This window comes from Burkholderiales bacterium, from assembly GCA_035560005.1.
Classification (GTDB): domain Bacteria; phylum Pseudomonadota; class Gammaproteobacteria; order Burkholderiales; family Eutrophovitaceae; genus DASRFY01.
The window spans coordinates 18,288-43,332 of sequence record DATMAN010000090.1 but is presented as its reverse complement, the minus strand read 5'-3'; the positions used below and the strand labels follow the sequence as shown (position 1 = coordinate 43,332).

Here is a 25,045-nt window from a genome sequence, read left to right as displayed (position 1 = left end):
AATGCCGCGAAGCGCGAAACTACGCGGCTTCGAACAAAGCGGTCGCTCAGAGGAGGGACGGATGGCGGACAACTGGCGCAGCCGATTGATCACCCAAGGGGTGGCGCGTTCCCCGAACCGCGCCATGCTGCGCGCGGTGGGTTTCAAGAACGGCGATTTCGACAAGCCCATCGTCGGCGTGGCCAACGGCCATTCGACGATGAATCCGTGCAACGCGGGCATTCAGCCGCTGGTCGATCGCGCCATGGCGGCACTGGAAGCAGCCGGCGCCAAGCCGCAGGTCTTCGGCGTGCCCACCGTCACCGACGGCATCGGCATGGGCACCGAGGGCATGAAGTACTCGCTCGTGTCGCGCGAGGTGATCGCCGACGCCATCGAGACCGCGGTCAACGGTCAGATGATGGACGGCGTCCTGGTGGTTGGCGGCTGCGACAAGAACATGCCGGGCGGGATGATGGCGATCGCGCGCATGAACGTGCCCGCGATCTACGTCTACGCCGGCACCATCAAGCCGGGCAACTGGAAGGGGCAGGCTCTGTCGATCGTGAGTCCCTTCGAGGCCGTCGGGGCGTTCACCGCGGGCAAGATGAGCCGGGAGGATTTCGAGGGTATCGAGAAGAACGCCTGTCCGACGGTGGGCGCCTGTGGCGGCATGTACACGGCGAACACGATGTCGTCCTCGTTCGAGGCGCTGGGCATGAGCCTGCTGGGCTCCTCGCAGATGGCTTCGCCCGATCCGGAGAAGGCCGAATCGGCTGCGGAGTCGGCGCGCGTACTGGTCAACGCGATACGGAGGAACATCCGCCCGCGCGACATCATCACGCGCAAGGCGATCGAGAACGCCATCGCGCTGGTGATGGCGACCGGCGGCTCCACCAACGCCGTGCTGCATTATCTGTCGATCGCCTCGGCGGCCGAAGTCGCGTGGACCATCGACGACTTCGAGGGCATCCGCCAGAAGGTTCCGGTGCTGTGCGATCTGAAGCCATCGGGTCGCTACATGGCGACGGACTTCCATCGCGCGGGCGGCGTCCCGCAAGTCCTCAAGATGCTGCTCAACCACGGGCTGCTGCATGGCGACTGCCTGACCATCACCGGCAGAACCATCGCCGAGGAGCTGAAGGACGTGCCCGACGAGCCGCGTGCCGATCAGGACGTGATCCGGCCGTGGAGCAAGCCGATGTATCCCCAAGGCCACCTCGCGATTCTGCGAGGCAACCTCTCTCCCGAGGGCTGTGTGGCAAAGATCGCGGGGTTGAAGAACCCGTCGATCACTGGCCCGGCGCGGGTTTTCGATTCCGAGCCGGAAGCGATGCAGGCGATCATCGACAAGAAGATCAAGGCGGGTGACGTCGTCGTCATCCGCTACGAAGGTCCGAAAGGCGGTCCGGGCATGCAGGAGATGCTCGCGCCGACCGCCGCGCTGATCGGCCAAGGCCTCGGCGAGTCGGTGGGCCTGATTACCGACGGGCGCTTTTCCGGCGGCACCTGGGGCATGGTGGTCGGCCATGTCGCCCCGGAGGCCTTCGTCGGTGGAACGATCGCGCTGGTAAAGGAGGGCGATTCAATCACGATCGACGCGCACAAGCGGCTCATCCAGCTCAACGTCTCCGACGATGAACTGGCGCGGCGGCGGGCGGCGTGGAAGCAGCCGGAGCCGAAATACAGGCGCGGGCTGCTCGCGAAGTACATCCGTCTTGTCTCCACCGCGTCCCGGGGCGCGGTGACGGATGCGTTCGACGACTGATCCCCTTGCGCGGCACCGGCGTCTTCAGAACCGGCGCCTGAGGATTCACGGCTCCGGACCGCCTTTGCCCCAGCTCTGATAGCGAATGCGCGCGAACTCGATCCATTGCGCGAGGAACTTCGCCTGGATCGCGTCGAGCACGGGCTCGGGCACGCCTTCGCGCCCGAGCGCGGCCAGTTCCGAGCCCTTGAGCCCGGCTTCTAGATGGGTGCTCACGCCCTTGAAACCACCGGTGGCGATCAGGCCATCCAGGTAGGAATTCTCCACTCGTCTTACCAGCTCTTCGGTGGGCACGTTCTGCCTGGCCGCCGCGGCCACTTCGCCGACCGTGAGCCGCGGTGCGTTGAAAGTGTTGGGGGAGGCGGGAACCCAATCCGGCACCCCCGGCGGGCGCGCGTAGTTGTAGTACCGGCCCAGGTCCGTGGCGCTTGCCATGCCGTTGCTGCCGGCATCCAGAGCAGCGAGATTGACCGGCTGCGGGTAGCAGGCGCTGCAGCCACCCAGCGATTCTCCCAGCACCCAGTAGCGAGTCAGCAGATCGATGTCGTTCACGAAGGACTGCTGCAGGTGATCGAGCACCGCGGCGGGGACACCGAGCCGGTCCAGCTTCGCGAAGTCGGAGCCGCGCAGAGCGTAGGTCGTCCTGCTTTCTCGTAGGCGCGAGAGCGCAAGCTCCGGCGAAGCACTCTCGCGGCTGATCTCGACCACTCGCGAGATCGGCGTCACCGTGCGCGAGGACACGGCGCAGCCCTGCAGTGCGGTGGCAAGGAGCAATGCCGCGGCCATCGGGAGCGATGCCCGGCAGCGCAGCGATGCGGGCGTTTTCTCTGGCGTGATCCTCATGATGTCTGGCCTCCTGCGTCGCGCGGATCCGTCAACGCGGCGCGGTCAGTACGGGATGATGAAGTAGGGCGGAGCCCACGGCCGGTAGTAGCAGCCGATGCAGCCGTACATCCACAGGTGATCGTGATAGTACATGCGCTCGCGCCACCGCACGTCGTCGATGTAAGCCTGTTGAATGTAGTCGAGCACCGCTTCCGGAACGCCTTCGTCGTGCAGCCTGGCGAGCTGCGAGCCGCTCACCCGGTACACGGCACGACTCTCCCGCAACCGCTGGATAATCTGCTCGGCCGGCATGCCCTCCTTGCTCATCTGGACGATTTCTTCCAGGGTTGGCGGCGGGCGGCGCTGCAGGCCGGCACAGCCGGCACCAAGCAGCGCGGCGGCCATCACGGCGACAAGCAGGAGACGGCGCGGCATCAAAGAATCTCCACGGTTTAAGCGTAGACCCTGAACCGACCCAGTGGGTTTCCAGGGCGTTGTTGATCGAAGTCAATCACCGGCGGGCACGGTCCGGCTACAGTGCCCCGGCCGAATAAGGAGGTCAGACATGGTCCGCAAGCTCGCACTTTGTGGTGCTGCCCTGTTCGTAGCCGCCGGAACAGCACAGGCGGCCGGCGCGCGCGCCCGTACCCTGCACGATACCTACTGCGTGATGTGCCACGATACCCGCGTCTACACGCGCAAGGAACGCGTGGCCAACGACTACCCGGGCATCCGGGCGCAGGTCGCGCGTTGGCAGGGCAACGTGATGCTGAACTGGAGCGACGCGGACATTGACCTGGTTGCCAGCTACCTCGCAGAGCAGTATTACAAGGTTCCCTGCCCGGTGTCGTGCTAGGCCGACTCAGGCCGGAATATCGGGAACCAGTTGTCGCTCGAGCAGGGCGATCTGGTCCTTGAGCAGCAGCTTGCGGCGCTTGAGCCGCCGGATTTGCAGCTCGTCCTGGGTGGGGTCCTGGGATAGACGCGCGATCACGTCGTCGAGGTCGCGGTGCTCCACCTTGAGCGCCTCGATCTTGCGGCGAATCAGCGCTGCCTCTTCCTCGGTGAGCTCGACCATAGCGTTCTGCCTCCTGCAGTCTATGGAATACCGTCAGGCTTGCGATCCAAAACCTGCCCGGAGCGTCCCTCGGCGCCTAGCCTAAGTATAGGCCGAGTCCGGCCCCGCCTCATCCCGGTCAGTAGCGCTGGTAGATTTCCAGCGCCTTGAGCATTGATTTTTCGCGCTGGATGATGGGGATCATCTTCGATTCCTTCTCGTCGTATTGCCGCAGCAACTCCACGACGCGCTGCGCCGCCGCCTGCGGCACGACCACGACGCCGTCCGGGTCTCCCACGATGTAGTCCCCCGGATGCACCGTGATCTCCGCGCACTTGACCGGCACCTGCTTGGCGACGCTGACCAGGCGGCCGACCGAGGTGGCAGGGCTGATGCGCCGCGCGAACACCGGGTGGCCGATGCGGCGGATCTCGGAGACGTCGCGCACCGCGCCGTCGATGACCGTGCCTTCCAGGCCGCGCACCTTGGCGGTGGTGGCCATCAGGTTGCCCATGCCCGCGATTTCGAGGCCGCCCTCCAGCACGTACACCAGCACGCTGCCCGCCGGCGCCTCGTCGAGGACTTGCAGCGCGAAGTTCGGGTACTTGCGCTCGTCGCTCTTCAGCACCGGGCGCAGCAACGCGGTCCAGGCGCGCCCCACGATCTTGCCGTCCATGATCGGCTTCATGTCTGCGCTCATCCAGCCGCGCGCGCCGGTGGCTTCTTCCACCGCGTCGGCAATGTTGCCGGTGCTGTTCTCGGGCCGTCTGAGCGCGGCGATGATTTCTTCCGGCGGCAGGGCCGCCATTGCGGGCTGAACGAGGATGGCGGCGATGGCCGCCAAGAGCAGACGAAGCACCATGAGCGATCTCCTCCGGCTGTTGTTGCTACGATGAGCCGCGACGATGTTACACGCAGCGGCAGGGAGGAATGAAATGCCGGCGATCACGCAGCCTGCGGGGATCTATTCCATGCTCTACGCCTTCTTCGACGCGAAGGGCCGTCTGGACCGCGCCGCGATGCGCCGACAGGTCGAGGCCTGCGTGAAGAGCGCCGTGCATGGCGTCGCAGCGCTGGGGCTGGCCACCGAGGTCGCCAAGCTCGCCGAGTCCGAGCGGCGCACGCTGGTCGAGTGGGTGGCCGAGGAGCTGGCCGGCCGCCTGCCGCTCGCCGTGACCGTGGTCGGCGCGACGGTCGCGGAGCAGGTCGCCTTCGCCCGCTTTGCGCATTCCCTGGGCGCGGCGTGGGTGATTCTGCAACCGCCGCGCATCGCGGGTGCGGGCGATGCCGAACTCGTGCCCTTCTTCAGCGAGGTGATGGAGCGTCTGGACATGACGGTGGCGGTGCAGAACGCCCCCGAATACATCGGCGTCGGGCTGAGCCACGCGGGGATCGCGCGCCTTGCGCGTACGCACACCCACTTCACCGTGCTCAAAGGCGAAGGCCCGGCATTGCTGATCCGCGAGCTGATCGAGCAGACCGGGGGCAGGCTCGCGGTCTTCAACGGGCGGGCGGGACTGGAACTCACCGACAATCTGCGCGCCGGATGCGCGGGCATGGTGCCTGGAATCGACACCATGGAGCGTCAGGCTCGGATTTTCGACCTCATGCGCGCCGGCGAGGAGGCGCGTGCGGAGGCGTTGTACCGGGAGATTCTCCCGGCCATCGTGTTCGCGATGCAGTCGGTGGAACACCTGGTCTGCTACGGCAAGCGGCTGGCGGCCGCTCGCCTCGGACTGGGCCCGGTGCACGATCGCGCGCCGGCGCAGGCACCCACCGAGTTCGGCCTGCGGTGCGTGCAGCGCTACGCGCGGGCGCTCGGCCCGCTGCCCTGAGCGGAAAAAGCAACGCCCGCGAACCGTTCGCGGGCGTGAGAGTCGGATGCCTCAGCGCGCAGGCTGTCTGGCGACAGGTTTCGCCGTGGTCGTCTGCTTCTTCTTTTTTCTGGGACGGGTCTTGCCGTGCGTTCCAGCCCAGATCTTGCCGCGGCGCGTACGCCGGTCTCCGCTGCCCATGGTGTTGCCGTCCTCCGTGTGGTTCACGCGCTTCATCGCGCGCGCGAATTGTACCGGAGGAGCAGCGGCCGCGCCTTCAGCTCTGCGGCTCGACGATCCGCGTGATGGTGACCTCGTCCCGATAGCGATCGCGAAGCCGGCGGCCCTTGATCTTCTCGCGCATCACGACGTAGGGGCCGGGCTTGGGCCTGAGCAGCGCATCGACGTAGTCGGCGCAATTGGTGATCTCTTCGGGCTTCTTCGGCAGTTGTGGATCGCGCGCATCCATCCGTGGGCTCCTGGCTCGATTCGTTGCGCAGTTCGTGGTGGCAGATAAGAAGGCCATCGAACGACTGTCGATGTTCGCGCCTTCTATAGCACGCCCCCAACGCGAGCTTCCACCGCGCGACGATGACAGTTACGCAATGTAACGTGTAAGCCGCCACTTGACGCCGGCGGACGACAGCCGCGGCCGATCGGCGGCTTGTAGGACACTCCGGCTTGCGCGGGAGCAGACGACAACCAGCCTTTGTGCGGGCAGTCGAAGAAGGCAAACAGCCGCGCTCTGGCGGGGCCGCTTATCGAACTGGCGGGGTGCGGCCGGGACTCAACGTGCCCTCAGAGCGCGCCACGTTCCCACGGTCCCCAGATCGCACAGGTCATCCCGCTGCCGGGAACAGCCTCGCCGAAGATGTTGACGAACAGGATCGCACCATCCGGGCTGAAGCAGGCACCGGCGAACTCGCTGGTGTTGTAGATGTTGACCGCGAACTCGAACGGCTCGCCATCGCGATTCAGTCCGATCAGGCGGTCCACGTTGTAGTGTCCCGGCGCCAGCGGATGCGTGTCGCTGTCCCCGCTCGCATCGTCCTCGCAGAAGAGGATGCCGCCGCGCGGGGTCACGCACAGGTTGTCCGGCGAATCGAGCGCGTGGCTCCCCGGCGACTCGTACACCAGCACGAGGGTGCCGCTGTCGGTTGAGCCTGGGAGGTAATGCCAGAGCTGGCCACGCTGGGCGTTGCCGCCGCTGGTGGAGACAAAGTACACGCTGCCGTTCTCGCCGCGGAACACACCCTCCAAGCGGTTGAAGCGTGCGGCGCCCTGGGCGAAGCCCTGGGCAAAACAGCTCGTCGTCGGGGTCAGCGGGTCCGGATTTGGGTTGTCGATGGTGACCCATTCGGCGGGCAGTGGCGTTCCGACGACCTGGTTGGTGAGTGTGTTGTAGTTGCTGATTCCGCGCACCTTGAGCATCTGCAAAACGCCGCCAGACAAGAGGTTTTCCGGATCGTTCGGCAAATAGCGGTAGAAGCCGCTGGTGTTTCCGGCGTCCTCGGTCTGGTAGACGGTGCCGCTCGCATTGTCCGCAACCGCGCCCTCATGGGCAAACCGCCCCATCGCGACGATCGGCTGTGCGAGCGATGGAATTTCGGCGTCCCTCGAAACCAGAAAGACATAGCCATGCGGCTTGTCGAAGCCCTGCTCGGGGCCGTGGATCGTTTCCTCGCACGTGAGCCAGCCGGCATCCTTGTAGGCAAGGCCGCCGGAACAGTTCACGATCGTGCCGTTGATGCTGATGAAGTCGCGCACGAGCCGTTTGCGGCGGATGTCGAAATCGAGGCTCACGCACCCGCCCATACCCTTGGGGTCGTAGCGCGTGGCGACGGGGCCAGTCACACCCGCGGTGAAATCGCCCGCTGGATTGCGCACCTCGTGATTGCGGATCAGCCGGACCACATGCCTGTCCCGCGCAAGGCAGGTCATGCCGTCGTGATTGCACGGGGTGGAAAAGCCGTCGCTCATTTTCTGGCCGGTCTTGCCGAACGTGACGTACTGGAAGCCTTCCGGCAGCGCCAGAACGAATTCGCCGTTCTGATCCGGCGTGCGTTTCAGTTCCCCGTAACCCTTGCCGAAAGCCCGCGAGCGATTTGGCCGCTCCTGGGCCCAGGCCCGGTGAGCCGTGAGCGTGGCTATGCTCTTCGCGCTAAGGATGCCCCCAATGGTTGCGGATGCGTGCTTCAGAAAATCGCGACGGTCCATTCTGCAGCTGGACGAATGCTTGTGTGTGCGGTTGGCGGGAGTGTATGACAAGCGCGATGCAACGTCCGGATGACCGGTCTCCCCTGCCTCTGTGAGCTGGGCGATGTCCGTGAAATGGGTCCGGTGGGCCGCGGATCGCCAGCCCAGGAGTACCCACTGGCTTGCGCGATGGCGCCTTGAACTGGACTGCCTCTTGCTCGGTCCTTGGACGGTTCGGTGTCGACCTGAAATGGGACTTGGACATGGCGTCCAAGCCGGTTCGGGAACGAAGCCCTTGCCCCCTCAGCCTCGAAACCGCACCGTGGCCTGCTCACCGCATCGAACATTCCTGACCAGGATGGCGAGATGAAAGACACCCCGTTCGACCGCATTGCCAGCGACTGCATGAGCAAGAAGATGGCGTTTCCGGAGCAGCTGGCCAGGCAGTACGTGCGCATCCTTTTGAAAATCAACGAAGTCTGGGGGTCGCCGGCAGCCGTCCGGTATCTGGACGAACTCATCCTGCCCAGCCGGATCGATCGCCAGGGTTTCTCGCCCGAGGTAATCAGGGAACTGATTTCGCTCAAGCAGTTGCACGAATTCGTGTATCCGGACACGAGTTCCAACGTGTGGGATCCGTACTACCACTTGTACCGCGAACGCTTCAAGGACTTCTACCCGCAGCCGGACGGTGGCGAAAGTCCGTCGCGTGTCGAAGTTCGGGCGAAGGCCAGACCACGACCCTCCGTGTACAAGTCGTGGTTCGCGACCGACGGCAGCCGGCACTTCCGCACCTCGCCGATCGGAAAGCTCTACCCGTCGAAGGGTTTCAGCGAGCGCAAGACCCATCCGAGTCCGGACCCGGTACTGAACGCCGGCATGGAAGAAATACTCGAAGATGCCGAAGACATGCTCGGCATCCGGCGCCTGCAAAGCGCGATCGCGCTGTTCGAGCAGGCCATCCTGCGATGCCCGCACTATTCCGCGTATCCGCACCTGCGACTGCTGGAGATGTACTACGATCTGGATCGGCGCGAGGACTTCGAGCGCGTCGCCAGAAAGTTTTCCGAGTGCTTCTCCGTTGGCCCCGTGCGCTGGGTGCTGATCAAGTCCGAACTCTGGACGCAACTCGACAAAATCGCCGCCGCGCTGCTGGAGAAGTATTCGAGCTGATGGCGCAAGCCGGTTCGGCAAGCAAACGGACTTTGCTGCACCGTAGCCCACGCCAGGCAGCGCGTCGTCATCGAAAGGCTTGGCGGGGGTCGCCCGGGCAAATGGCTAGAACCGGTCGCCAGAAAGCACAGCGCCCGTGCAAGGCGGGGCGTTGGACGAAGTGGCTTGCTTCTCCTGCTTGTGGGTTACTCCCCGACCGCCATCAGTGTCCTCTGACGTTGCAGGTGAGGCATCGAAGACCAAGCTCCGGCCGGCGCCTGCCTACGCTTTCGGCAATTCCGGGGGTGATCGCCCGCAGGGTCAGGAGCGCGTCCGGTACTGGCGATAATAGGTGATGACCCGCGGGACATAGGTCATCGTCTCCGAGTAGGGCGGGATCTTCATGCCCGCGCGCAGCACGGCGTTCTCGCCGGCGTTGTACGCGGCGAGCACGAGCTGCAGGTCGCTGTTGAACAGATCCATCAGGTCGCGCAGGTAGCGTGCCCCGGCATGGATGTTCTGCACCGGGTCGAGCAGGTTCTTCACGCCGTAGCGGCGCGCCGTGTCGGGCATGAGCTGCATGAGCCCGGTCGCGCCCTTGCGCGATCGGGCGAAGGGGTTGTAGCCTGATTCGGCGGAGATCACCGCGTGCAGCAGCGCCGGGTCGAGGCGGTTGGCCTTGGCGGCGGCGCGGATGTGCTTGTCATAGCGGCTGCGCTGCTGCGGCCCGTAGTGGCGCACTTCGGACGCCAGCGTCTCGCGCATCGGATCGGGATCGGAGACGATTTTCATGTACAGCTTGAAGCGGCTGTCGGGCGGCACATTGGTGTAGTGCACGTGTCCGTCCTGGTCCACGTAACGGTAGATGTCGGCCGAGGCAGGACTTGACAGGAATGCGGCGAGGCCGGCGCACAGCGTCAGGCGGATGCGGTAAGTCAAGGTCATGACGGCGGTTTCTCCCTTACGACCCCGCCCGACGCAAATTTCAGGCCTGTTTTTGCAGGGCTTTTCGCCCGCCCGGCGTTGGAGAGTCGCGACCCGGATCCCGAGACCTCCTAGCGCGAAAAGATTCTCTGCGGGACCAGTACGGTGGCGAGCGCCAGCAACACCAGACCAAGCGCCGCGAACTCCGGCCACTTCGGTTGCTCACCCAGCACGAGCATGCCGCTGAAGACACCCACGACCGGAATCATCATGGTGGACAGCGAAGCCACGCCGGCCGGCGCGCTGGTCGCGATCTTGAACCACGCCCAGTGGCAGAAGATGAAGGCCACGAACATGTTGTAGAGCAGCCCGATGGTGGGGCCCACGCTGATCGGGCGCCACGCTCCCCAGTCGAGCACAAGCGCCCCGAGCACGATGGGCAACCCCCCGATGGCCAGTTGCCAAGCGACGAAGGCGGTGGTCGGCAGATCGGTGGGATAGCGCTTCATGAGCACCGTGCCGATGGCCCACGACACCGCGGCCCCGAGGACCAGCAAAGCGCCCACCGGTGCCGCGCGCAGCACCGCGAGCTCGGTGCCCAGAAGCAAGGCGAGCCCGGCCAGACCCAGCGCGAGCCCGGCGATGCGCCGCGTGGTGAGCGGCTCGTTCAGCGCGCAGATCGACAACAGCACGGTCCACAGAGGCATGGTGTAGGCGAGGATGGCCGCGCGGCCCGAGGGCAGCAGTGTGAGCCCATAGCCGATCAGCACGTTCCACAGCGTGATGTTGAAAAAAGCCGTCACTGCAACGCGCCAGCGCTGGTGCCGCGCGATGCGAAGCGGCAGCCCGCCCGTGCGGGCGATGGCGAACAGGCCGATGCTGCCAGCCGCCACGCACGCGCCGCGAAACGTCCACACCGGCAGTTCCGCGAGCGCCAGCTTCATCATCGGCCAGTTCAGGCCCCAGGCCAGTGTCAGCAGCGCAAGCAGCGCCCACAGCGAGCGGGGAAGCGTGGTCATGAAAGGCGAGTGGCGAACGATCGGCGACAGGCGACAAGTGACAGATGACAAGCGAGTTCGCAGTCTTGGGTCTTCTGTCGAGCGTCCTCGCGAATTCGTCCTCTGTCCTCGGCAAAGGCGCGCAGTGTAGCACCGGGCGCATGCTACGATTGCGCGCCATGCGCTATCACCCGGTCGTGAGCTTCCTGCTGTTCTGGGGCGTGAACACGCTTTCGCTGTGGGTGGCGGACGCGGTGTTCCAGGGCATCGCGTTCGACGACGCACAAGCGCTCTTCGTCTCGGGCCTGCTGTTGGGCATGGCGAACGCCTTCATCAAGCCGATCGTGCTGATTCTCACCCTGCCGCTCACGGTGGTGACCTTCGGCCTGTTCATTCTGGTGGCCAACGCGCTCATGCTCCTGCTGGTGGCGTGGGCTGTTCCGGGTTTCCAGGTCGCGGGATTCTGGTCCGGTGCGCTGATCGCGCTGTTCGTTTCCATTCTGTCGTTGCTGATCAATCGGGCGCTCGGCTTCGACGGGAGCGTTGCGCGCCGCACCCGGTGAGCCTGCGCGGCACCGAAGCGCGCGCCGCGGCCCCGCCCGCGGCGATCGTGCTGCCGTTTTCGGCGGGCTATTTCCTGTCCTATCTGTTCCGCAGCGTCAATGCGGTGATCGCGCCGGAGCTGGTGGCCGAATTCTCTCTCTCCGCCACGCAGCTCGGACTGCTCACCGCGGCGTACTTTCTCGCCTTTGGCGCGTTCCAGATTCCCCTCGGGATGCTGCTCGACCGCTTCGGACCGCGCCGCACCAACGCCGCGCTGTTGCTCATCGCGGGTACCGGAGCCATGCTGTTCGGCGCGGCCGGCAGTCCGGCCGTTCTGTTCGGTGCCCGCGCGCTGATTGGCCTGGGCGTCTGCGGCTGCCTGATGTCGAGCATCAAGGCGTTCACGCTCTGGTTTCCGATCGGACAACTGCCTGCCAGGAGCGGCTGGGTCTTCTTCGCGGGCGGACTCGGCGCGGTGGCGTCGACCGCGCCGGTGGAAGCGGTGCTCGCCGTGATCGACTGGCGCGGCGTGTTCATCGCACTGGGCGCCGCGTGCATGGTTGTGTCGGGCGCAATCTTCTTTGTGGTACCGGAGCGCGCTTCCGGACGCGCGACCGAGACGCTGGCACAGCAGATGGCGGGTGTGGTGATGGTCTTCCGTTCGGCGACCTTCTGGCGCATCGCGCTAGCCTCGACGCTGTTTCAGGCGCTCAACATGGCGATCCAGGGGCTTTGGGCGGGACCGTGGCTCGCGGACGTCGCGCGGCTGGACCGCAGCGAGATCGCGAAGCATCTCCTGGCGCTGGGCGGCGCCACGATGTGCGGGTTTCTGTTCTGGGGCGCGTGCGCAGCGCGGCTCGCCCGCCGCGGAGTTGCGCCCTTCACCGTATTCGTCGCGGCGACCGGCGTGTTTCTCGCCGTGCAGCTGCCGCTCGTGCTCGGCGCGACCGCGAGCCCGCTGCTGCTGTGGGGCGCATTCGGCTTCTTCGGTACTTCCGGCAGCCTCGCTTTTACGATCGTGTCGCAAAGCTTTCCGATGGCGCTGACCGGCCGTGCCAACACGGCGCTCAATCTTCTGGTCTTCCTGACCGCGTTCGCGACGCAGTGGCTGTTCGGCGCGATCGTGGATCTCTGGCCCGCGCCCTCCGGCGGATATCTGGCGGACGGATACAGCGCCGCGTTCGGCTTTTTCTTCGTGCTCGAACTGTTCGCGTTCGCCTGGATGCTGCGCGCGCGGCCCGCCACCGGTGAGCGTGCCGAATTGCGCTAAGCTAGACGCGCCGGCGTACAAAAGAACGATGACGGAGGAAAGAGATGAGGACCCGATTTGAAGCGATCCTTGCAGGTACCATGCTGCTCGCAGCCGCGTCCGTCGCTGCGCAGAGCTGGACCCCGCCTGCCCCAGGCGAGCGCTGCCCGTCGAAATGGGGCGCGGCGGACGAGCGCGGTGCGGCCAACCACATGAAGCCCGAGACCGTGATGCGCGCGGCGCGGCTCATCCGCAGCGGCGAAGTGATCGAGCTGGGACGCGTGCTGTCGATGGACATGCCTTTCTTCGGCACGCGGCGCTTCGACCTGCACACCAAGCGCACCGGCGGGCCGATGGGCACGAACAAGCGCATCACCAACGAAGAGCTGGTGATCAGCGAGATCGGCCAGGTCGGTACCCAGCTCGACATGTTCTCCCACCAGGGCATCGACGGGCTGCTCTACAACTGCTTCAAGAGCGACGAGATCGCCACGCGCAACGGCTTCACCAGGCTGGGCGTGGACAAGATCGGCATGCTCTTCACGCGCGGCGTGCTGATCGATGTGGCAGCGCTCAAAAGCACGGACATGCTGGCTTCGGGCTACGAGATCATGCCCGACGACCTGCAGGCCGCGCTGAAACGCCAGGGTGTGAGCCTGCAACCAGGCGACGCGGTGCTGATCCACACCGGCTGGGGCAAGCTCTGGGGCGTGGACAACGCCAAGTACAACAGCAATACGCCCGGCATCGGGGTGCCGGCCGCGGAGTGGCTGGCGAAGCAGGACGTCATGCTGATCGGCGCGGACACCTTCGGAGTGGAGGTCGCGCCCAACCCGGACAAGCAACTCTCGTTGCCGGTGCATCAGATCGCCCTGGTCGTCAACGGCATCTTTCTGCTCGAGAACGTCAAGCTCGACGAGCTGGCGGCGAAAAAGGCGTACGAGTTCGCCTTCGTCGTGCAGCCGCTCAAGGTCAAGGGCGGCACGGGTTCGACGGTGGCGCCGGTCGCGATCCGCTGACCGGCGGCGGGGTCGGGCGTCGTTCCCGCGCCCTGTGACGGAAACACCGCCCCCGATTGATCTTGCCGAACAACGCCGGAAGCCCTGGGCTCCGGCGTTGCTGCTGGCCGCCCTTCTTTCGGCTTGCGCCACATTGCGCAGCTACGATGTCGAGCTGACCCGCACGCTGGATCTGGCCGGGCACGGTGCCATCGACCAGGCGATGGCGGTCTACGACGGCTACAACCGGCGCGCGCGAAAGGATCTTCTGTACTACCTGGAAAAGGGCGAGCTGTTGCGGCTGGCACATCGCTTCGCAGACAGCCAGACCGCCTGGCTCATGGCGGAACAGCGCGTGCAGATGTGGGAAGACACGGCCCGCGCCCATCCCGAGCGGCTGCTGCGCGATCTGGGCTCGATCCTGGTGAACGACCGCTTGCGGCCGTACGAAGGCGCGGACTTCGAGAAAGTGATGCTCAGCGCGCGCATGGCGCTCAATCACCTGGCGCTGGGAGAGTGGGACAAGGCGCGCGTGGCGGTCAAGCGCGCGCATGAGCGCGAGGCCGTGATCGCCAGTCTGCGTGCCAGGCAGGTACTGGAGGCCGAAGAGCAGGCCAGGAAGCACGGCGCGCGCCCGAGCTTCAAGGAGCTGGACGGCTATCCGGTCGAGACGATCGACAACCCCGAGGTGCTCGCGCTGAAGAACAGCTACCAGAGCGCCTTCAGTCACTACCTCGCTGGCTTCATCTACGAGGCGCTGGGCGAGCCCAGCCTCGCGGCGGCCGGTTATCGTCAGGCGATCGAGTTGCGACCGGGGATCGCGCTGCTGGAGAGATCCCTCGAAGGACTGGACGCGCGCGTGCTGGATCACCGATCCGACCTTGCGGAGCTGCTGATTGTCGTGGAGAGCGGGAGCGCGCCTGCCCGCGACTCGGCGAATTTCAACCTGCCGGTCTTCACCGAGTACGGCGTCGCGCTCGCGCCGGTGTCCGTGCCGGTGATCCGTCCGGGGGACGCCGCGACCTCCGTGCGCGCGCTCACCGTGGACGGACGCGACCTGGGCGAACCTCCGGTGATCACCAGCATCGACCTGATGTCGCGCCGTCAGTTGCACGACGACATGCCCTGGATCCTGTTGCGCGCTTTCGTGCGTGCCACCGGCAAGGTCGCGCTGCAGCGCCAGGCCTTGAAACGCGACGACAGCGGGCTTGCGGGTGCGCTGGTCATGATCGGGGCAGTGCTGACCGAGCAGGCGGACGAGCGCGGCTGGCGCACATTGCCTGCCACGATCTCCGTGGCGCGCACGAGCGTGACTCCGGGCGATCACCTCCTGACGGTGGATACGGGGGCCGGGCGCCACGAGTTCCCGGTCAACGTTCAGGGGCGTTACGCGTTGGCGTGTATCCGGATGCTCGGCTCGCAGGTCTATCTGGTGTCGCCCGCTGCGCCTTCAGGACGGCAGCCGAAGGCACGCGCAAGCGCAATGGGCCTTGGGCTAAGATGACCCCAACGGCAAGGAGATCGCCATGAGAATCGCCGTACTGCTGGTCGCGCTGGCGCTGCTCGGCGGATGCAGGGCCAAGGGCCCGCCGCTGCCCTCGGAGTCCTGCCCCGGCTTCAAGGAATCTGGCTCGACCGCGAGGCTGGTCAAGGAGAAGGTGCAGTTCCTGGGCGATCCCGACGTGGGCATCGTCCAGATGCGCTGCGTGGTGAACGAAGGCATCCTGCGGGTGGACGTCGACCTGGAGAACGAAAAATCGCGCAATCAGTCGCTGGAATACCGCTTCCTCTGGTTCGAGCCCGACGGCATGAGTGTCGCACCGGAGGAAGCCTGGAAGCCGTTGATCCTCTATCCGGACGAGCGACGCACGATCCGTACCGTCGCGCCCGGCGTCAACGCGCAGGACTTCAGGCTCTTGATCAAGGAATAGCGGAGGCAACGATGAACACGATCTTCAGGGCGCTCGCCACCGTCGCGCTGGCCACGATCGCCGTGGCCGGCTGCAGCAAGCAGGTGCGCTACGGCGATGCGGGCGCGGTGGAAACCGTGACGGTGGAATTCGGTTCGACCGATCTGCAGCAGATCGCCGAGTCGATGGCCCGCTCGATGCTTCAGGCGCCGGTGATCGCCAACGGCAACCAGCCGATCATCACCGTGCAGGAGGTGAAGAACAAGACCAGCGAGTACATCGACACGCGCGCCATCACCGATTCGATTCGCGCGCAGCTCTCCAAGAGCGGAAAGGTGCGCTTCGCGGTCGACGAGGCCGACATGCAGCGGCAGATCGCCGAACTGCAGCGCCAGCAGAGCGAGTACTACCAGAAGGAGCAGGCCGCAGAGATCGGAAAGATGGTCGGGGCCGGCTACCGGCTTGGCGGCAGCATCGTCTCCATCGTCAAGGAGACCAAGAAGGTCAAGGATGTCTACTACAAGTTCACGCTGCAGCTGTGGAACGTCCAGAACGGCCTGCTCGAATGGGCCGACGAGAAGGAAATCAGGAAGACCGAGAGCTGAAGAAGGCCTGAGGCGTCAGGAAAGAGGCGAGAAGCGTGACAGAAAACGCCGGGACCGCCCGCCCGAGTCCTCCCTCCCGAAGCCGGGCACCTGATCCTGCATTGCTTCAGAGCGATGCGAGGAACGCAGTCAGCGCTTCGCGCTCCTGCTTCGGCATGGCGCGGTAGGCCTCGCGCGAGACTTCTGCCTCACCGCCGTGCCACAGGATGGCCTCGGTGAAATCTCGAGCGCGGCCGTCGTGCAGGAAGGCGCCCGCGCCGTTCACGGTCTTCGACAGGCCGATACCCCAGAGCGGCGCAGTGCGCCACTCGCGCCCCGAGGCCAGATAGTCCGGCCGACCGTCGGCCAGTCCTTCGCCCATGTCGTGTAGCAGCAGATCGGTGTAGGGACGAATGGTCTGGTGCGCGAGCTGCGGCAGCCCGGTGGCTGCGCCGGTCTTCAGCTCCGGCACGTGGCACACCGCGCAACGCGCTTGCTCGAAGAGCTGTTCGCCTCGCCGTACCCGAGGATCGTCGACGTTGCGCCGCGCCGGGACCAGCAGCGCGCGCACGTACAGTTCGGTCGCCGCCAGGCGCAGCGCCGTGATCTCCGGTTTGCCTGCCACCATCTGCTCGCGGCAGGCTTTCTGCACCGGCGGGCAGTTCTGGTCCGGATAGACCGGGTTGCTCAAGCCCAGATCGTTGAGGAACGCGGCGGCCACCTGTTCGCGCACACTGCCGTGGTTGGCCTTGAGACCGAAGCGGCCGAGTACGGTCTTCTGGCGGCTCGCGTCCCATACCCGGTTCGCGCGGCCGCGAATCCCGTCGGCCGGCGTGCGCGCTGCCAGCCTTTCAATGTCCTCCTCGGGCACTGCTTCCAGCAAGCCGAGGCCAATCAGCGGCGGCGCGAGCCTGAGCGAGAGCAGCGTTTCATCGCCCAGTGGGCCGAATGCCAACCGGCTCAAGCGCAGACGCGGCTGGCGCAGGCGCACGATTTCGCCGTCCCGGAAGGCCACGGTCTTTTCGACCCAGTCGATCGCGATTTCGGCCTCCGCCGGAACGACTCCGCGGACCCCGACGTTCTGCAACTGGTCGCCATAGTCCGGGTGCGGCCGCGGCCCGCCATGCGGATCCTCACCAGGCAGGCTGAGTCTCACGACGAGCTGAACGGTGGGTTCCGCTTCTACCGCGATGTGGCTGTCGCGCGGCGCTTCCGGTTCGCCCGGAGCACTGCCTGCCTGCCCGACATCTCCAGGCGCCAGCCCGCGCCCGTTGTGCGCGTGGCAGCTCGCGCAGGCCTGGGCGTTGGAGGTAGGGCCGCGTCCCCATTCCGCGTTCTCGAACCAGTAGAACGCCCACTTGTTGTGAAACATGCGCCGGCCCAGCGCGAAGAGTTCGCGCTGCTCGGCCGTCAGCAGCGGCGAGGCGTGCGAATAAGCGCCGCTGCCGGCGTCTTCCACGGTAAATGCGCCGGCGGAAAGCGCCTGCGGCGCAAACCCGGTCTGGGCAAACAACGCCGCGGCCGGCAGGCAGGCAAGGAGCAGCAGGAGTCTTGCGTGCATATCGCGTATCCAGGGGCGGTATTTCGCCGCGATTATTGCACCGCTGCGCGGCGGGCGCGGCGCCGCGCGGCCGCTTGATAGAATGACGCCCGATTGCCGGCCTGCGGATCTTCGCGGGCGCAGACGGGAAACGTTCACAGGAGAGCCTTCATGAAGCACTCGATGGGAATCAAGGTCGCCGGGGCCGCGTTGTCCGGCATGCTGCTGGCCGCCGGCTGCCAGACCGTCGATCCCTACACCGGCGAGCAGAAGGTCAGCAACACCGCGAAGGGCGCCGGCATCGGAGCGGCGGCGGGCGCGGTCATCGGCGCGATCAGCGGCGATGACGCGCGCGAGCGGCGCCGGCGCGCGCTGCTCGGCGCAGGCGTGGGTGCGCTGGCCGGAGGCGCTGTCGGCGCTTACATGGACAAACAGGAGGCGGAGCTGCGCAAGGAGCTGCAGGGCACCGGCGTGAGCGTGACGCGCAACGGCGAAAACATCACGCTCAACATGCCCAGCAACATCACGTTCAGGACCGGCAGCGCGGATCTGGATTCCAGGTTCTTCAAGGTGCTGGACAGCGTCGCGTTGGTGCTGAAGAAGTACGAGAAAACCATCGTGGAAGTGGCTGGGCATACCGACAGCGTGGGCAGCGAGCAGACCAACCAGACGCTCTCGGAACGGCGCGCGAACACCGTGGCGCAGTATCTGGTCGGACGCGGCATCAAACAGGAGCGCATGATTGTCATCGGGGCCGGCGAGACGCGTCCGGTGGCGAGCAACGACACCCAGGAGGGGCGCGCCCTGAATCGGCGCGTCGAACTGACCCTCATGCCGTTGAAACAGACATGAGCGAAGCGGTGCACCTGCGGAGGGAGCGATGAGTCTTGCGGGTACAGCGCGCGCCCCGGCCACGGTTTCGGCGCGCATGAATCTGATCGACGGCCAGTGGCGCCCCGCCGCAGACGGGCGAACGCTCGACGTGATCTGCCCGAGCGACGGGAATGTCTTTGCTCGGATCGCGCGCGGCGCCGCCGCGGACGTGGACGCCGCGGTCAGGGCGGCACGGCGGGCCTTCGACGAGGGACCGTGGGGACGCATGCCGGCGCTGGAGCGGGGCCGGCTGCTCGCGAAGCTTTCCCGGAAGATCCTCGACCACTTCGACGAACTCGCTGAACTGGAGGCGCGCGACACCGGTAAGCCGATGAAGCAGGCGCGTGCCGACATCAGCGCCGCGGCCCGCTACTTCGAGTATTACGGCGCGGCAGCCGACAAGGTGCACGGCGAGACGATCCCGTTCCTCGAGGGTTATCTGGTCACGGTGCTGCGCGAGCCCCATGGCGTTACCGGCCATATCATCCCTTGGAACTATCCGGCGCAGATGTTCGGCCGGAGCCTTGCGCCGGCCCTGGCGATGGGCAATGCCGTCGTGCTGAAGCCGGCCGAGGAAGCGTGCATGACGCCGCTGCGTCTCGCGGAGCTCGCGATGGAGGCCGGCTTTCCGGACGGCACGGTCAACGTCGTCACTGGCTTGGGAGAAGAAGCCGGTGCGGCGCTTTCGGCACATTCCGGCATCAATTTCCTGTCGTTCACCGGTTCGCCCGAGGTGGGCACGCTGGTGCAGCAGGCGGCGGCCAGGAATCACATCGGCTGCGTGCTGGAACTCGGCGGCAAGTCGCCGCAGATCCTGTTCGAGGATGCCGACATCGAAGCGGTCTGTCCCGTGGTCGTCAACGCCATCGTGCAGAATGGCGGCCAGACCTGCTCCGCCGGCTCGCGCGTGCTCGTCCAGCGCTCGGTCTACGACGCCTTCGTGTCGCCGATCGCCGCGCGCTTCGCCCAACTCAGGGTCGGCAGCCACGCGATGGACCTGGACTGCGGAGCGCTGATCTCTGCGGGGCAGAAACAGCGTGTCGAAGGCTTCATCCAGCGGGCCAGCCAGGACGGTATCACCGTGCTGGCGCAGGGCAGCATCGCGAGCGGGGTGCCGGCGGGCGGCTACTACGTGGCGCCGGTGCTGTTCGGCCCGGTGCCGCGGGGGAACACGCTGGCCTGCGAGGAAGTGTTCGGACCGGTGCTGTCGGTCATCCCGTTCGAAGACGAAGCCGACGCCATCCGGCTGGCCAACGCCACCGACTACGGCCTCGTCGCGGGTGTGTGGACGCGCGATGGCGCGCGCCAGATGCGGGTGGCCAAGGCGATGCGCTGCGGGCAGGTGTTCGTCAACGGCTACGGTGCCGGCGGGGGCATCGAGCTGCCCTTCGGCGGCGTGAAGAAAAGCGGCCACGGACGCGAGAAAGGCTTCCAGGCGCTGTGGGAGTTCTCCGCCACCAAGACCATCGTCTTCAAGCACGGATAGCGCCGGCGCCGCGGCGGCGGAAACGCCGGAGGCTCTCCGGCGTTTTCGTTTTCAGAGATGGCTGCGCACCCACTCGACCAGCCGGCGCGCGTCGAGCGCACCGGCCTGGCGAGCGATCTCGCGGCCGTCGCGAAACAGGATCAATGTCGGGATGCTGCGAATGCGCAAGCGCGCCGCAGTCTGCGGGTTTTCGTCGGTATTGAGCTTGGCCAGCCGCACGCCGGGCTCGAGCTGACCCGCAGCACGCTCGAAGTGTGGCGCCATCATCCGGCACGGTCCGCACCACGGCGCCCAGAAGTCCACCAGCAACGGCAGGCTCGCGCGCTCGACCTGCGCCGCGAAGTTGGCGTCGCTGAGCACGAACGGTGCGCCCGCGAACAATGGCTGTTTACATTTGCCGCACTTGGGCCCGTCGCCCAGCCTCGCGGCGGGTACGCGGTTCAGGGTGTCGCAATGCGGGCAGGGGACGTGATGCTGGAAGTCCATCGGCGGTTCTCCGGTGTTTATCGACAAATGGAGGCGCAAGAGCCGTAATGCAACCCCCTGTGGCAGGCTATACACCGCGTCACCCGCTCAACGCGCCTGGGGAGAAAGGACCATGCAACTGCCGACGTTCAGGGACGTGCTCGCCGCCCGCAGGCGCATCCGCGTCCACCTCAAGCCCACGCCCCTGTATCGCTATGCGCCGCTCGATGCGCTCATCGGCACCGAGGTCTGGGTCAAGCACGAGAACTATCAGCCCGTGGGCGCGTTCAAGGTGCGCGGCGGGGTGAATCTGGTTTCTTCGCTGTCCGAGGAGGAACGGCGCTGCGGAGTGGTCACCGCCAGTACCGGCAATCACGGGCAATCGATCGCATTCGCCGCGCGGCTGTTCGGCGTGAAGGCGTACATTTGTGTGCCGCACGCTGCCAATCCGGGCAAGCTCGCTGCAATCCGAGGCATGGGCGCCGAGGTCATGGAGCACGGCGAGCGCTTCGAGGATGCGGTCCGATACGCGCAACGGCTCGCCCGCGACAAGGGTTACCGCTTCATCCACTCGGCCAATGAACCGCTGCTCATCGCCGGGGTGGCGACCGAGGCGCTGGAGATTCTGGAGGAGCAGCCGGACGTCGACACGATCTTTGTCCCCGTGGGCTTGGGCAGCGGCGCTTCGGGTGCTTGCCTGGCCGCGAAGGCGGTCAGCCGCGAGATCCGGGTGGTCGCGGTCCAGGCGGCGGCCTCACCGGCCGTGCACGATTCATGGCGCAGCGGCCGGGTCGAAGTGCGACCGAACCAGACCTTCGCCGAAGGGCTCGCGACCGGCGAGGCGGCGGAAATGACCTTAGAGATCCTGAGCCGTCACCTCGACGAGTTCCTGCTCGTCTCCGAAGAGGAAATCCGGCAGGGGATGGTGTGGTGGCTGGAGCGCTGCCACACGCTGGCGGAATCGGCCGCCGGCGCGGTTCTGGCCGCGGTTTACCGGCAGCGCGCCATGCTAAAAGGCCGCAAGGTCGCCATCGTCTGCAGCGGAGGCAATACCAGCCTTCCCCACCTTAAAGAGGCGCTGAACGCCTGATCGCGGCCGAGCCGCCCGCTTCAGGCCTTGGACAGTGTCAGGGATTTGGTCACGGTCGCGGTCGCGACCAGCTGCCGTCCGCCGCCGGAGACGCGCCAGGCGTCGCAGCGGATGAAGGCGAGGTTCACGCTCCTGCGAATGACCTCGGCGCGCAGCTCGATCTCCTCGCCGCGCCACACCGGCCGCATCAGGGACACGTGAAGATCGTGCGTGACGGCGAGCTCTTCGGGCTTGAGTACCGTCACCAGCGCCAGAAAGCTCGTCGCATCCATCAGCCCGTAGAGCACGCCCGCGTGCAGCGTGTCGCTCATGCTGAGCACGTTGCTCTCGACCGGAAAGCTGGTGGTGGCCGTTCCCGGCTCCTGCCGCCTGAGCGTCAAGCCCGAGAACCGATGGAAGGGATGCCCGAGCACGAGGTCGTTGACGCGCTGAATCTGGCCCGGGTCTCCCGCGACGATGCTCATCTGGATCCTTTCGTGAGTGCCAACATGACAGTGGATTGCGCTGGCCGGAATTGGTTCCGGTCCCCCCGGCCGCGGATGCGGCGTCCTCAGCCCATGCAACAAGCCCGCCAGATGCGTAACCCGATGCCGCAACGGCCCGGCCCGGGTCCCGCTTCGGGATGGTCCAATGCGCAACGTCCAGAGGTGCGGTGTCGCCCCCCGGGCACGAGGCGCGGCCGCCCCACGGGGCTAGCCGTCGCCGGGCACGATGTAAGGTTGGATCGCGATCTCGCGACCGCGCAGCACCACGTCGTAGACGCCGGACTCCGAGGCGAGGAACTGCTCGGTGCGCCGACGCACGTTCAGGCCGCGCGCGGTATAGCCATTGGCGTGAGACCAGAAGTGCTCGGCGACCTTGCGCTTCCACCCCTCCTGCAGCAGCGGGACGCTGTGCGAGCCGGTCACCGCCAGCGGGATCACTTGCTGGTAACCGGCCAGGGGATGTTCGAGCTGCAGGTATTCGAAACCGAATTGATGGCCAACCAAAGGGATCTGCTGCCCATTGACCTGGGCGACTTGTCCCTGCACCGTGATGCGTGCCAGCAATGTCTCCGGGACGGACCGCGCCGCGCCGGCCAACATGAAGAGCAGGGACAGCGCCGCGGCCATCGCAAGCCCGAAGACCGCGTCGCGCAACCGGGACAGTGGTCCGCCGGTGTTGATGCCGACCACCCGCGCGGCAAGCCAGGCGAATCCGGCCCACGCGATCAGCGCCAGGCCGACCAGAAGTTCTTCGACGTTGCTCTGCGGCTTCCAGGTGCCGGTGCGCGCCAGCGCAATCACCGTGACCACGGCGAACGCCGCGACGCCGGCAAGCGTCCACGCCCATCTGAGCAAGCGCCACCAGTTCGCGTCGATCTCCGGACTGAAGAAATTGCGCACGCGCACGGCGAGCGGGATGCCGAGCGGTTTGCCGCAGTTGTCGCACTCCGCGCCGGAGACCACGACCGTGCGCTTGCAGGTGGGGCATTGCATGACCCAGTGGCGGGCCAGTCCGATGTTCGCCGCGGCGGCGTCGATCGCCACGCGGGCGATCGGCGCGGCGATCATGTAGAGCACCATCGCCATGCCGGCCCAGAATGCGAGCGAGGCGGCCGTGGCGAGCGCAGGGCCGAAGGAATTCTCGATGGTTTGCAGCAGGAGCGAAAGCATGACTGCGCGAGCGCAAACACCCGACGCAGAATAGCATGCGGGTGCGCGGTCGTATCAGGCGGAAATGTCGCCGATCAGCGACTGCAGTTGCGGCAGCGCAGTGGTGGCGGCGCGATGGCCCTCTTCGATGGCCTCCCGGGCGCGGTGGAAATCGAGCAGCGCAAGGTGAGCAAGCCGCGGCGCGATCAGCACGTCTGCCGGCTCCCCGGCCAGCCGGCTGCGCGTGATGCGCACCTGCATGATGTTGATGCTGGCGGTGAGCACATCGAGCAACGAGGGCCCGTCATCTTGCTCGCCGGATGTCAGGGTCGAGGCGATCCCGGCCTGAATGCGCTCCAGCATACGGGCGGGCCGCTTCCGGGCGGATTCGGGCGCCGGCACCAGGCGCCTGCGCCGGCGCGCCACAAGGTCGGCATTGAGGTCCACGGCGATCACGATGTCGGCGCCCAGCGCGCGGGCGAGCGAGACTGGCACCGGATTGACCAGTCCGCCGTCCACCAGGAGCCGACCGTCGCGCTCGGCCGGAGTGAAGAGCCCGGGAAGCGAAATCGATGCGCGCACCGAATCGAGCAGCGAACCTTGCGTCAGCCACACTTCGCGACCCGATTCGATCTCGGTTGCCACCGCACCGTAGGTGCGCGGCAGCGCAGCGATGTCCCGGTCCTTGAAATGGGTGCGAAAGAATTCGATCAGTTTCGCGCCCTTGATGAGCCCGCCGTCGATCGAAAAGTCCAGAAATCCCATCACGCCTTTCCAGTTCAGGCTGCACGCCCAGCGCTCGAGCCGTTGCAGTTCACCCGCTGCATAAGCCGCGCCTACCAGCGCACCGATCGACGTACCGCACACCACGTCAGGTGCGATGCCCGCTTCCTCGAGCACCCGCACCACGCCGATGTGCGCCCAGCCGCGCGCCGACCCGCTCCCGAGCGCGAGGCCAACTCTGGGTCCACCGGAGTGTTTCATCGAGCGTTGCTGATGTCGTTGAGCGCGAGGCACGCAGTGCACAAAATTGTACGGGTGCGGCGCGCGTTCTGTCCGGCGGCGGGCCTCAGGCATTACAATTCTCCACGCTCGCTACGTACCGGACGGGGAAGCGAGCGGCACCTGCGATGACCGACCTGATCTTCTACAACGATCCTTACCTGCGAGTCTGCGCGGCGGAAGTCGTCCGGGTCGGGGAGGACGGCATTGTCCTTAACCGCACGATCTTCTATCCCACCGGTGGCGGCCAGCCGGGCGACAACGGAACGCTGCGCACCGAGGACGGGCGCGAGGCAAAGATCGTCGATACGCGCAAAGGCGCGCGCCCGGACGAAGTCGTGCATGTTCCGGCCCCGGGCGGTGACCCGTTACGACCCGGCGATCGCGTGATTGCCGCGATCGACTGGGACCGGCGTCACCACCACATGCGCGTGCATACCTCGCTGCACCTGTTGTCCGCGGTCATTCCCGCCGCTGTGACGGGCGGTTCGGTGCGCTACGACTCGGGCCGGCTCGATTTCGATCTGCCTGATACTGTGCTCGATCGCGAGGAAGTCGAGGAAAAACTCAACCGTTTGATCGCGGGCAGCCACGGCGTCGTGTCTCGCTGGATCACCGGCCAGGAACTGGATGCGCGTCCCGAGCTGGTGAAGACCATGAGCGTCGCCCCGCCGCGGGGACTTGGCCGGGTGCGCCTGGTGGAGATCCGCGGCGTCGATCTGCAGGCCTGCGGGGGAACGCATGTGGCCTGCACGGCCGAGATCGGATCGGTCCAGATCGTCAAAATCGAGAACAAGGGCGCGCACAACCGTCGCGTGACGATCGCGCTGAAAAGTCCAGGCACGGGTGACGCATGACGGGCAGCAGCCAAAGAGTGAACAAAGCGAATACGCAGACGGGGCGGGTGTCGACGCGAAGCCCGAGCCACGCTTCGCTCGTCCGCCGTCACTCGCCACTT

General features: G+C 66.3%; 27 protein-coding genes and 1 pseudogene. 14 read left to right on the top strand and 14 right to left on the bottom strand.

From position 1 onward, the window contains the following. Nucleotides 1-61: 61 nt before the first annotated feature. Nucleotides 62-1,747 (top strand): dihydroxy-acid dehydratase, encoded by a 1,686-nt coding sequence (gene ilvD, locus VNM24_13460; protein ID HWQ39588.1) that lies wholly within the window; start codon nucleotides 62-64, stop codon nucleotides 1,745-1,747. 45 nt (nucleotides 1,748-1,792) lie between these two features. On the opposite strand, the gene VNM24_13455 is transcribed toward ilvD, so the two are convergent. Further along, nucleotides 1,793-2,590, bottom strand: coding sequence for a hypothetical protein (locus VNM24_13455; GenBank protein ID HWQ39587.1), 798 nt, complete (start codon nucleotides 2,588-2,590; stop codon nucleotides 1,793-1,795). A 45-nt stretch (nucleotides 2,591-2,635) separates the two neighbouring features. Continuing rightward, nucleotides 2,636-3,007 carry a hypothetical protein gene (locus tag VNM24_13450; GenBank protein ID HWQ39586.1) on the bottom strand — a complete coding sequence of 124 codons (372 nt, stop codon included), beginning with the start codon at nucleotides 3,005-3,007 and terminating at the stop codon, nucleotides 2,636-2,638. 130 nt (nucleotides 3,008-3,137) lie between these two features. Here VNM24_13450 and VNM24_13445 point away from each other — a divergent pair, with 130 nt between their 5' ends. After that, nucleotides 3,138-3,428: a hypothetical protein gene (locus tag VNM24_13445; GenBank protein HWQ39585.1), complete on the top strand. Its 291-nt coding sequence runs from the start codon at nucleotides 3,138-3,140 to the stop codon at nucleotides 3,426-3,428. A 6-nt stretch (nucleotides 3,429-3,434) separates the two neighbouring features. Here VNM24_13445 and VNM24_13440 read toward each other — a convergent pair whose 3' ends face one another. Both VNM24_13440 and VNM24_13435 read right to left on the bottom strand, forming a co-directional pair. Continuing rightward, entirely contained in the window at nucleotides 3,435-3,650 is a 216-nt protein-coding gene (locus VNM24_13440) for a DUF465 domain-containing protein (protein ID HWQ39584.1), read from the bottom strand. A gap of 118 nt (nucleotides 3,651-3,768) precedes the next feature. After that, entirely contained in the window at nucleotides 3,769-4,491 is a 723-nt protein-coding gene (locus VNM24_13435; GenBank protein ID HWQ39583.1) for an RraA family protein, read from the bottom strand. Between the two features lie 73 nt (nucleotides 4,492-4,564). Between VNM24_13435 and VNM24_13430 the strand changes: the two genes are divergently transcribed. Beyond that, nucleotides 4,565-5,464: a dihydrodipicolinate synthase family protein gene (locus VNM24_13430; GenBank protein ID HWQ39582.1), complete on the top strand. Its 900-nt coding sequence runs from the start codon at nucleotides 4,565-4,567 to the stop codon at nucleotides 5,462-5,464. Between the two features lie 99 nt (nucleotides 5,465-5,563). Here the strand turns inward: VNM24_13430 and VNM24_13425 are convergent. The 3 genes and pseudogenes from VNM24_13425 to VNM24_13415 all read right to left on the bottom strand — a co-directional run bounded on the left by VNM24_13425 (nucleotide 5,564) and on the right by VNM24_13415 (nucleotide 7,660). Further along, a pseudogene (locus VNM24_13425) lies at nucleotides 5,564-5,644 on the bottom strand (30S ribosomal protein THX). Nucleotides 5,645-5,720: 76 nt separating this feature from the next. Further along, nucleotides 5,721-5,912, bottom strand: a complete 192-nt coding sequence (locus VNM24_13420; GenBank protein HWQ39581.1) for a hypothetical protein — start codon at nucleotides 5,910-5,912, stop codon at nucleotides 5,721-5,723. Nucleotides 5,913-6,241: 329 nt separating this feature from the next. After that, on the bottom strand, nucleotides 6,242-7,660 hold the full coding sequence (locus VNM24_13415) for an alkaline phosphatase PhoX (GenBank protein HWQ39580.1): 1,419 nt from the start codon (nucleotides 7,658-7,660) through the stop codon (nucleotides 6,242-6,244). Between the two features lie 345 nt (nucleotides 7,661-8,005). On the opposite strand from VNM24_13415, the gene VNM24_13410 reads away from it, so the two are divergent. Next, the gene (locus VNM24_13410) at nucleotides 8,006-8,812 is read left to right on the top strand and encodes a hypothetical protein (protein ID HWQ39579.1); all 807 of its coding nucleotides are present in this window, start codon (nucleotides 8,006-8,008) and stop codon (nucleotides 8,810-8,812) included. Between the two features lie 300 nt (nucleotides 8,813-9,112). On the opposite strand, the gene VNM24_13405 is transcribed toward VNM24_13410, so the two are convergent. Further along, complete coding sequence (locus VNM24_13405; GenBank protein HWQ39578.1) at nucleotides 9,113-9,736, bottom strand: lytic transglycosylase domain-containing protein; 624 nt, start codon at nucleotides 9,734-9,736, stop codon at nucleotides 9,113-9,115. 110 nt (nucleotides 9,737-9,846) lie between these two features. Further along, nucleotides 9,847-10,734 carry a DMT family transporter gene (locus tag VNM24_13400; GenBank protein ID HWQ39577.1) on the bottom strand — a complete coding sequence of 296 codons (888 nt, stop codon included), beginning with the start codon at nucleotides 10,732-10,734 and terminating at the stop codon, nucleotides 9,847-9,849. A 140-nt stretch (nucleotides 10,735-10,874) separates the two neighbouring features. On the opposite strand from VNM24_13400, the gene VNM24_13395 reads away from it, so the two are divergent. The 6 genes from VNM24_13395 (at nucleotide 10,875) to lpoB (ending at nucleotide 16,018) form a co-directional block, all read left to right on the top strand. Next, complete coding sequence (locus VNM24_13395; protein HWQ39576.1) at nucleotides 10,875-11,276, top strand: phage holin family protein; 402 nt, start codon at nucleotides 10,875-10,877, stop codon at nucleotides 11,274-11,276. Continuing rightward, complete coding sequence (locus tag VNM24_13390) at nucleotides 11,273-12,526, top strand: MFS transporter (GenBank protein ID HWQ39575.1); 1,254 nt, start codon at nucleotides 11,273-11,275, stop codon at nucleotides 12,524-12,526. The genes VNM24_13395 and VNM24_13390 overlap by 4 nt, the downstream gene beginning before the upstream one ends. Before the next feature lie 44 nt (nucleotides 12,527-12,570). Further along, entirely contained in the window at nucleotides 12,571-13,524 is a 954-nt protein-coding gene (locus tag VNM24_13385) for a cyclase family protein (GenBank protein ID HWQ39574.1), read from the top strand. A gap of 97 nt (nucleotides 13,525-13,621) precedes the next feature. Further along, nucleotides 13,622-15,007 (top strand): hypothetical protein, encoded by a 1,386-nt coding sequence (locus tag VNM24_13380; GenBank protein ID HWQ39573.1) that lies wholly within the window; start codon nucleotides 13,622-13,624, stop codon nucleotides 15,005-15,007. A gap of 22 nt (nucleotides 15,008-15,029) precedes the next feature. Continuing rightward, complete coding sequence (locus VNM24_13375; protein HWQ39572.1) at nucleotides 15,030-15,434, top strand: YcfL family protein; 405 nt, start codon at nucleotides 15,030-15,032, stop codon at nucleotides 15,432-15,434. An 11-nt stretch (nucleotides 15,435-15,445) separates the two neighbouring features. After that, nucleotides 15,446-16,018 carry a penicillin-binding protein activator LpoB gene (gene lpoB / locus VNM24_13370; protein HWQ39571.1) on the top strand — a complete coding sequence of 191 codons (573 nt, stop codon included), beginning with the start codon at nucleotides 15,446-15,448 and terminating at the stop codon, nucleotides 16,016-16,018. Between the two features lie 106 nt (nucleotides 16,019-16,124). Here lpoB and VNM24_13365 read toward each other — a convergent pair whose 3' ends face one another. Then, the gene (locus tag VNM24_13365; GenBank protein HWQ39570.1) at nucleotides 16,125-17,558 is read right to left on the bottom strand and encodes a di-heme oxidoredictase family protein; all 1,434 of its coding nucleotides are present in this window, start codon (nucleotides 17,556-17,558) and stop codon (nucleotides 16,125-16,127) included. 150 nt (nucleotides 17,559-17,708) lie between these two features. On the opposite strand from VNM24_13365, the gene VNM24_13360 reads away from it, so the two are divergent. Beyond that, nucleotides 17,709-18,389 carry an OmpA family protein gene (locus VNM24_13360; protein ID HWQ39569.1) on the top strand — a complete coding sequence of 227 codons (681 nt, stop codon included), beginning with the start codon at nucleotides 17,709-17,711 and terminating at the stop codon, nucleotides 18,387-18,389. 76 nt (nucleotides 18,390-18,465) lie between these two features. Beyond that, nucleotides 18,466-19,896 (top strand): aldehyde dehydrogenase family protein, encoded by a 1,431-nt coding sequence (locus tag VNM24_13355; protein ID HWQ39568.1) that lies wholly within the window; start codon nucleotides 18,466-18,468, stop codon nucleotides 19,894-19,896. Between the two features lie 51 nt (nucleotides 19,897-19,947). Here the strand turns inward: VNM24_13355 and trxC are convergent, their stop codons facing one another. Further along, nucleotides 19,948-20,382 carry a thioredoxin TrxC gene (gene trxC / locus VNM24_13350; protein HWQ39567.1) on the bottom strand — a complete coding sequence of 145 codons (435 nt, stop codon included), beginning with the start codon at nucleotides 20,380-20,382 and terminating at the stop codon, nucleotides 19,948-19,950. Between the two features lie 112 nt (nucleotides 20,383-20,494). On the opposite strand from trxC, the gene VNM24_13345 reads away from it, so the two are divergent. After that, on the top strand, nucleotides 20,495-21,451 hold the full coding sequence (locus VNM24_13345) for a threonine/serine dehydratase (GenBank protein HWQ39566.1): 957 nt from the start codon (nucleotides 20,495-20,497) through the stop codon (nucleotides 21,449-21,451). A 20-nt stretch (nucleotides 21,452-21,471) separates the two neighbouring features. On the opposite strand, the gene VNM24_13340 is transcribed toward VNM24_13345, so the two are convergent. The 3 genes from VNM24_13340 to rssA all read right to left on the bottom strand — a co-directional run bounded on the left by VNM24_13340 (nucleotide 21,472) and on the right by rssA (nucleotide 24,069). After that, nucleotides 21,472-21,915, bottom strand: coding sequence for a PaaI family thioesterase (locus VNM24_13340; protein ID HWQ39565.1), 444 nt, complete (start codon nucleotides 21,913-21,915; stop codon nucleotides 21,472-21,474). Nucleotides 21,916-22,143: 228 nt separating this feature from the next. Beyond that, nucleotides 22,144-23,106, bottom strand: a complete 963-nt coding sequence (locus VNM24_13335; protein ID HWQ39564.1) for a hypothetical protein — start codon at nucleotides 23,104-23,106, stop codon at nucleotides 22,144-22,146. Between the two features lie 54 nt (nucleotides 23,107-23,160). Then, nucleotides 23,161-24,069, bottom strand: coding sequence for a patatin-like phospholipase RssA (rssA, locus tag VNM24_13330; protein HWQ39563.1), 909 nt, complete (start codon nucleotides 24,067-24,069; stop codon nucleotides 23,161-23,163). A gap of 146 nt (nucleotides 24,070-24,215) precedes the next feature. On the opposite strand from rssA, the gene VNM24_13325 reads away from it, so the two are divergent. After that, nucleotides 24,216-24,944 carry an alanyl-tRNA editing protein gene (locus VNM24_13325; GenBank protein ID HWQ39562.1) on the top strand — a complete coding sequence of 243 codons (729 nt, stop codon included), beginning with the start codon at nucleotides 24,216-24,218 and terminating at the stop codon, nucleotides 24,942-24,944. The last annotated feature ends 101 nt before the right edge of the window (nucleotides 24,945-25,045 follow it).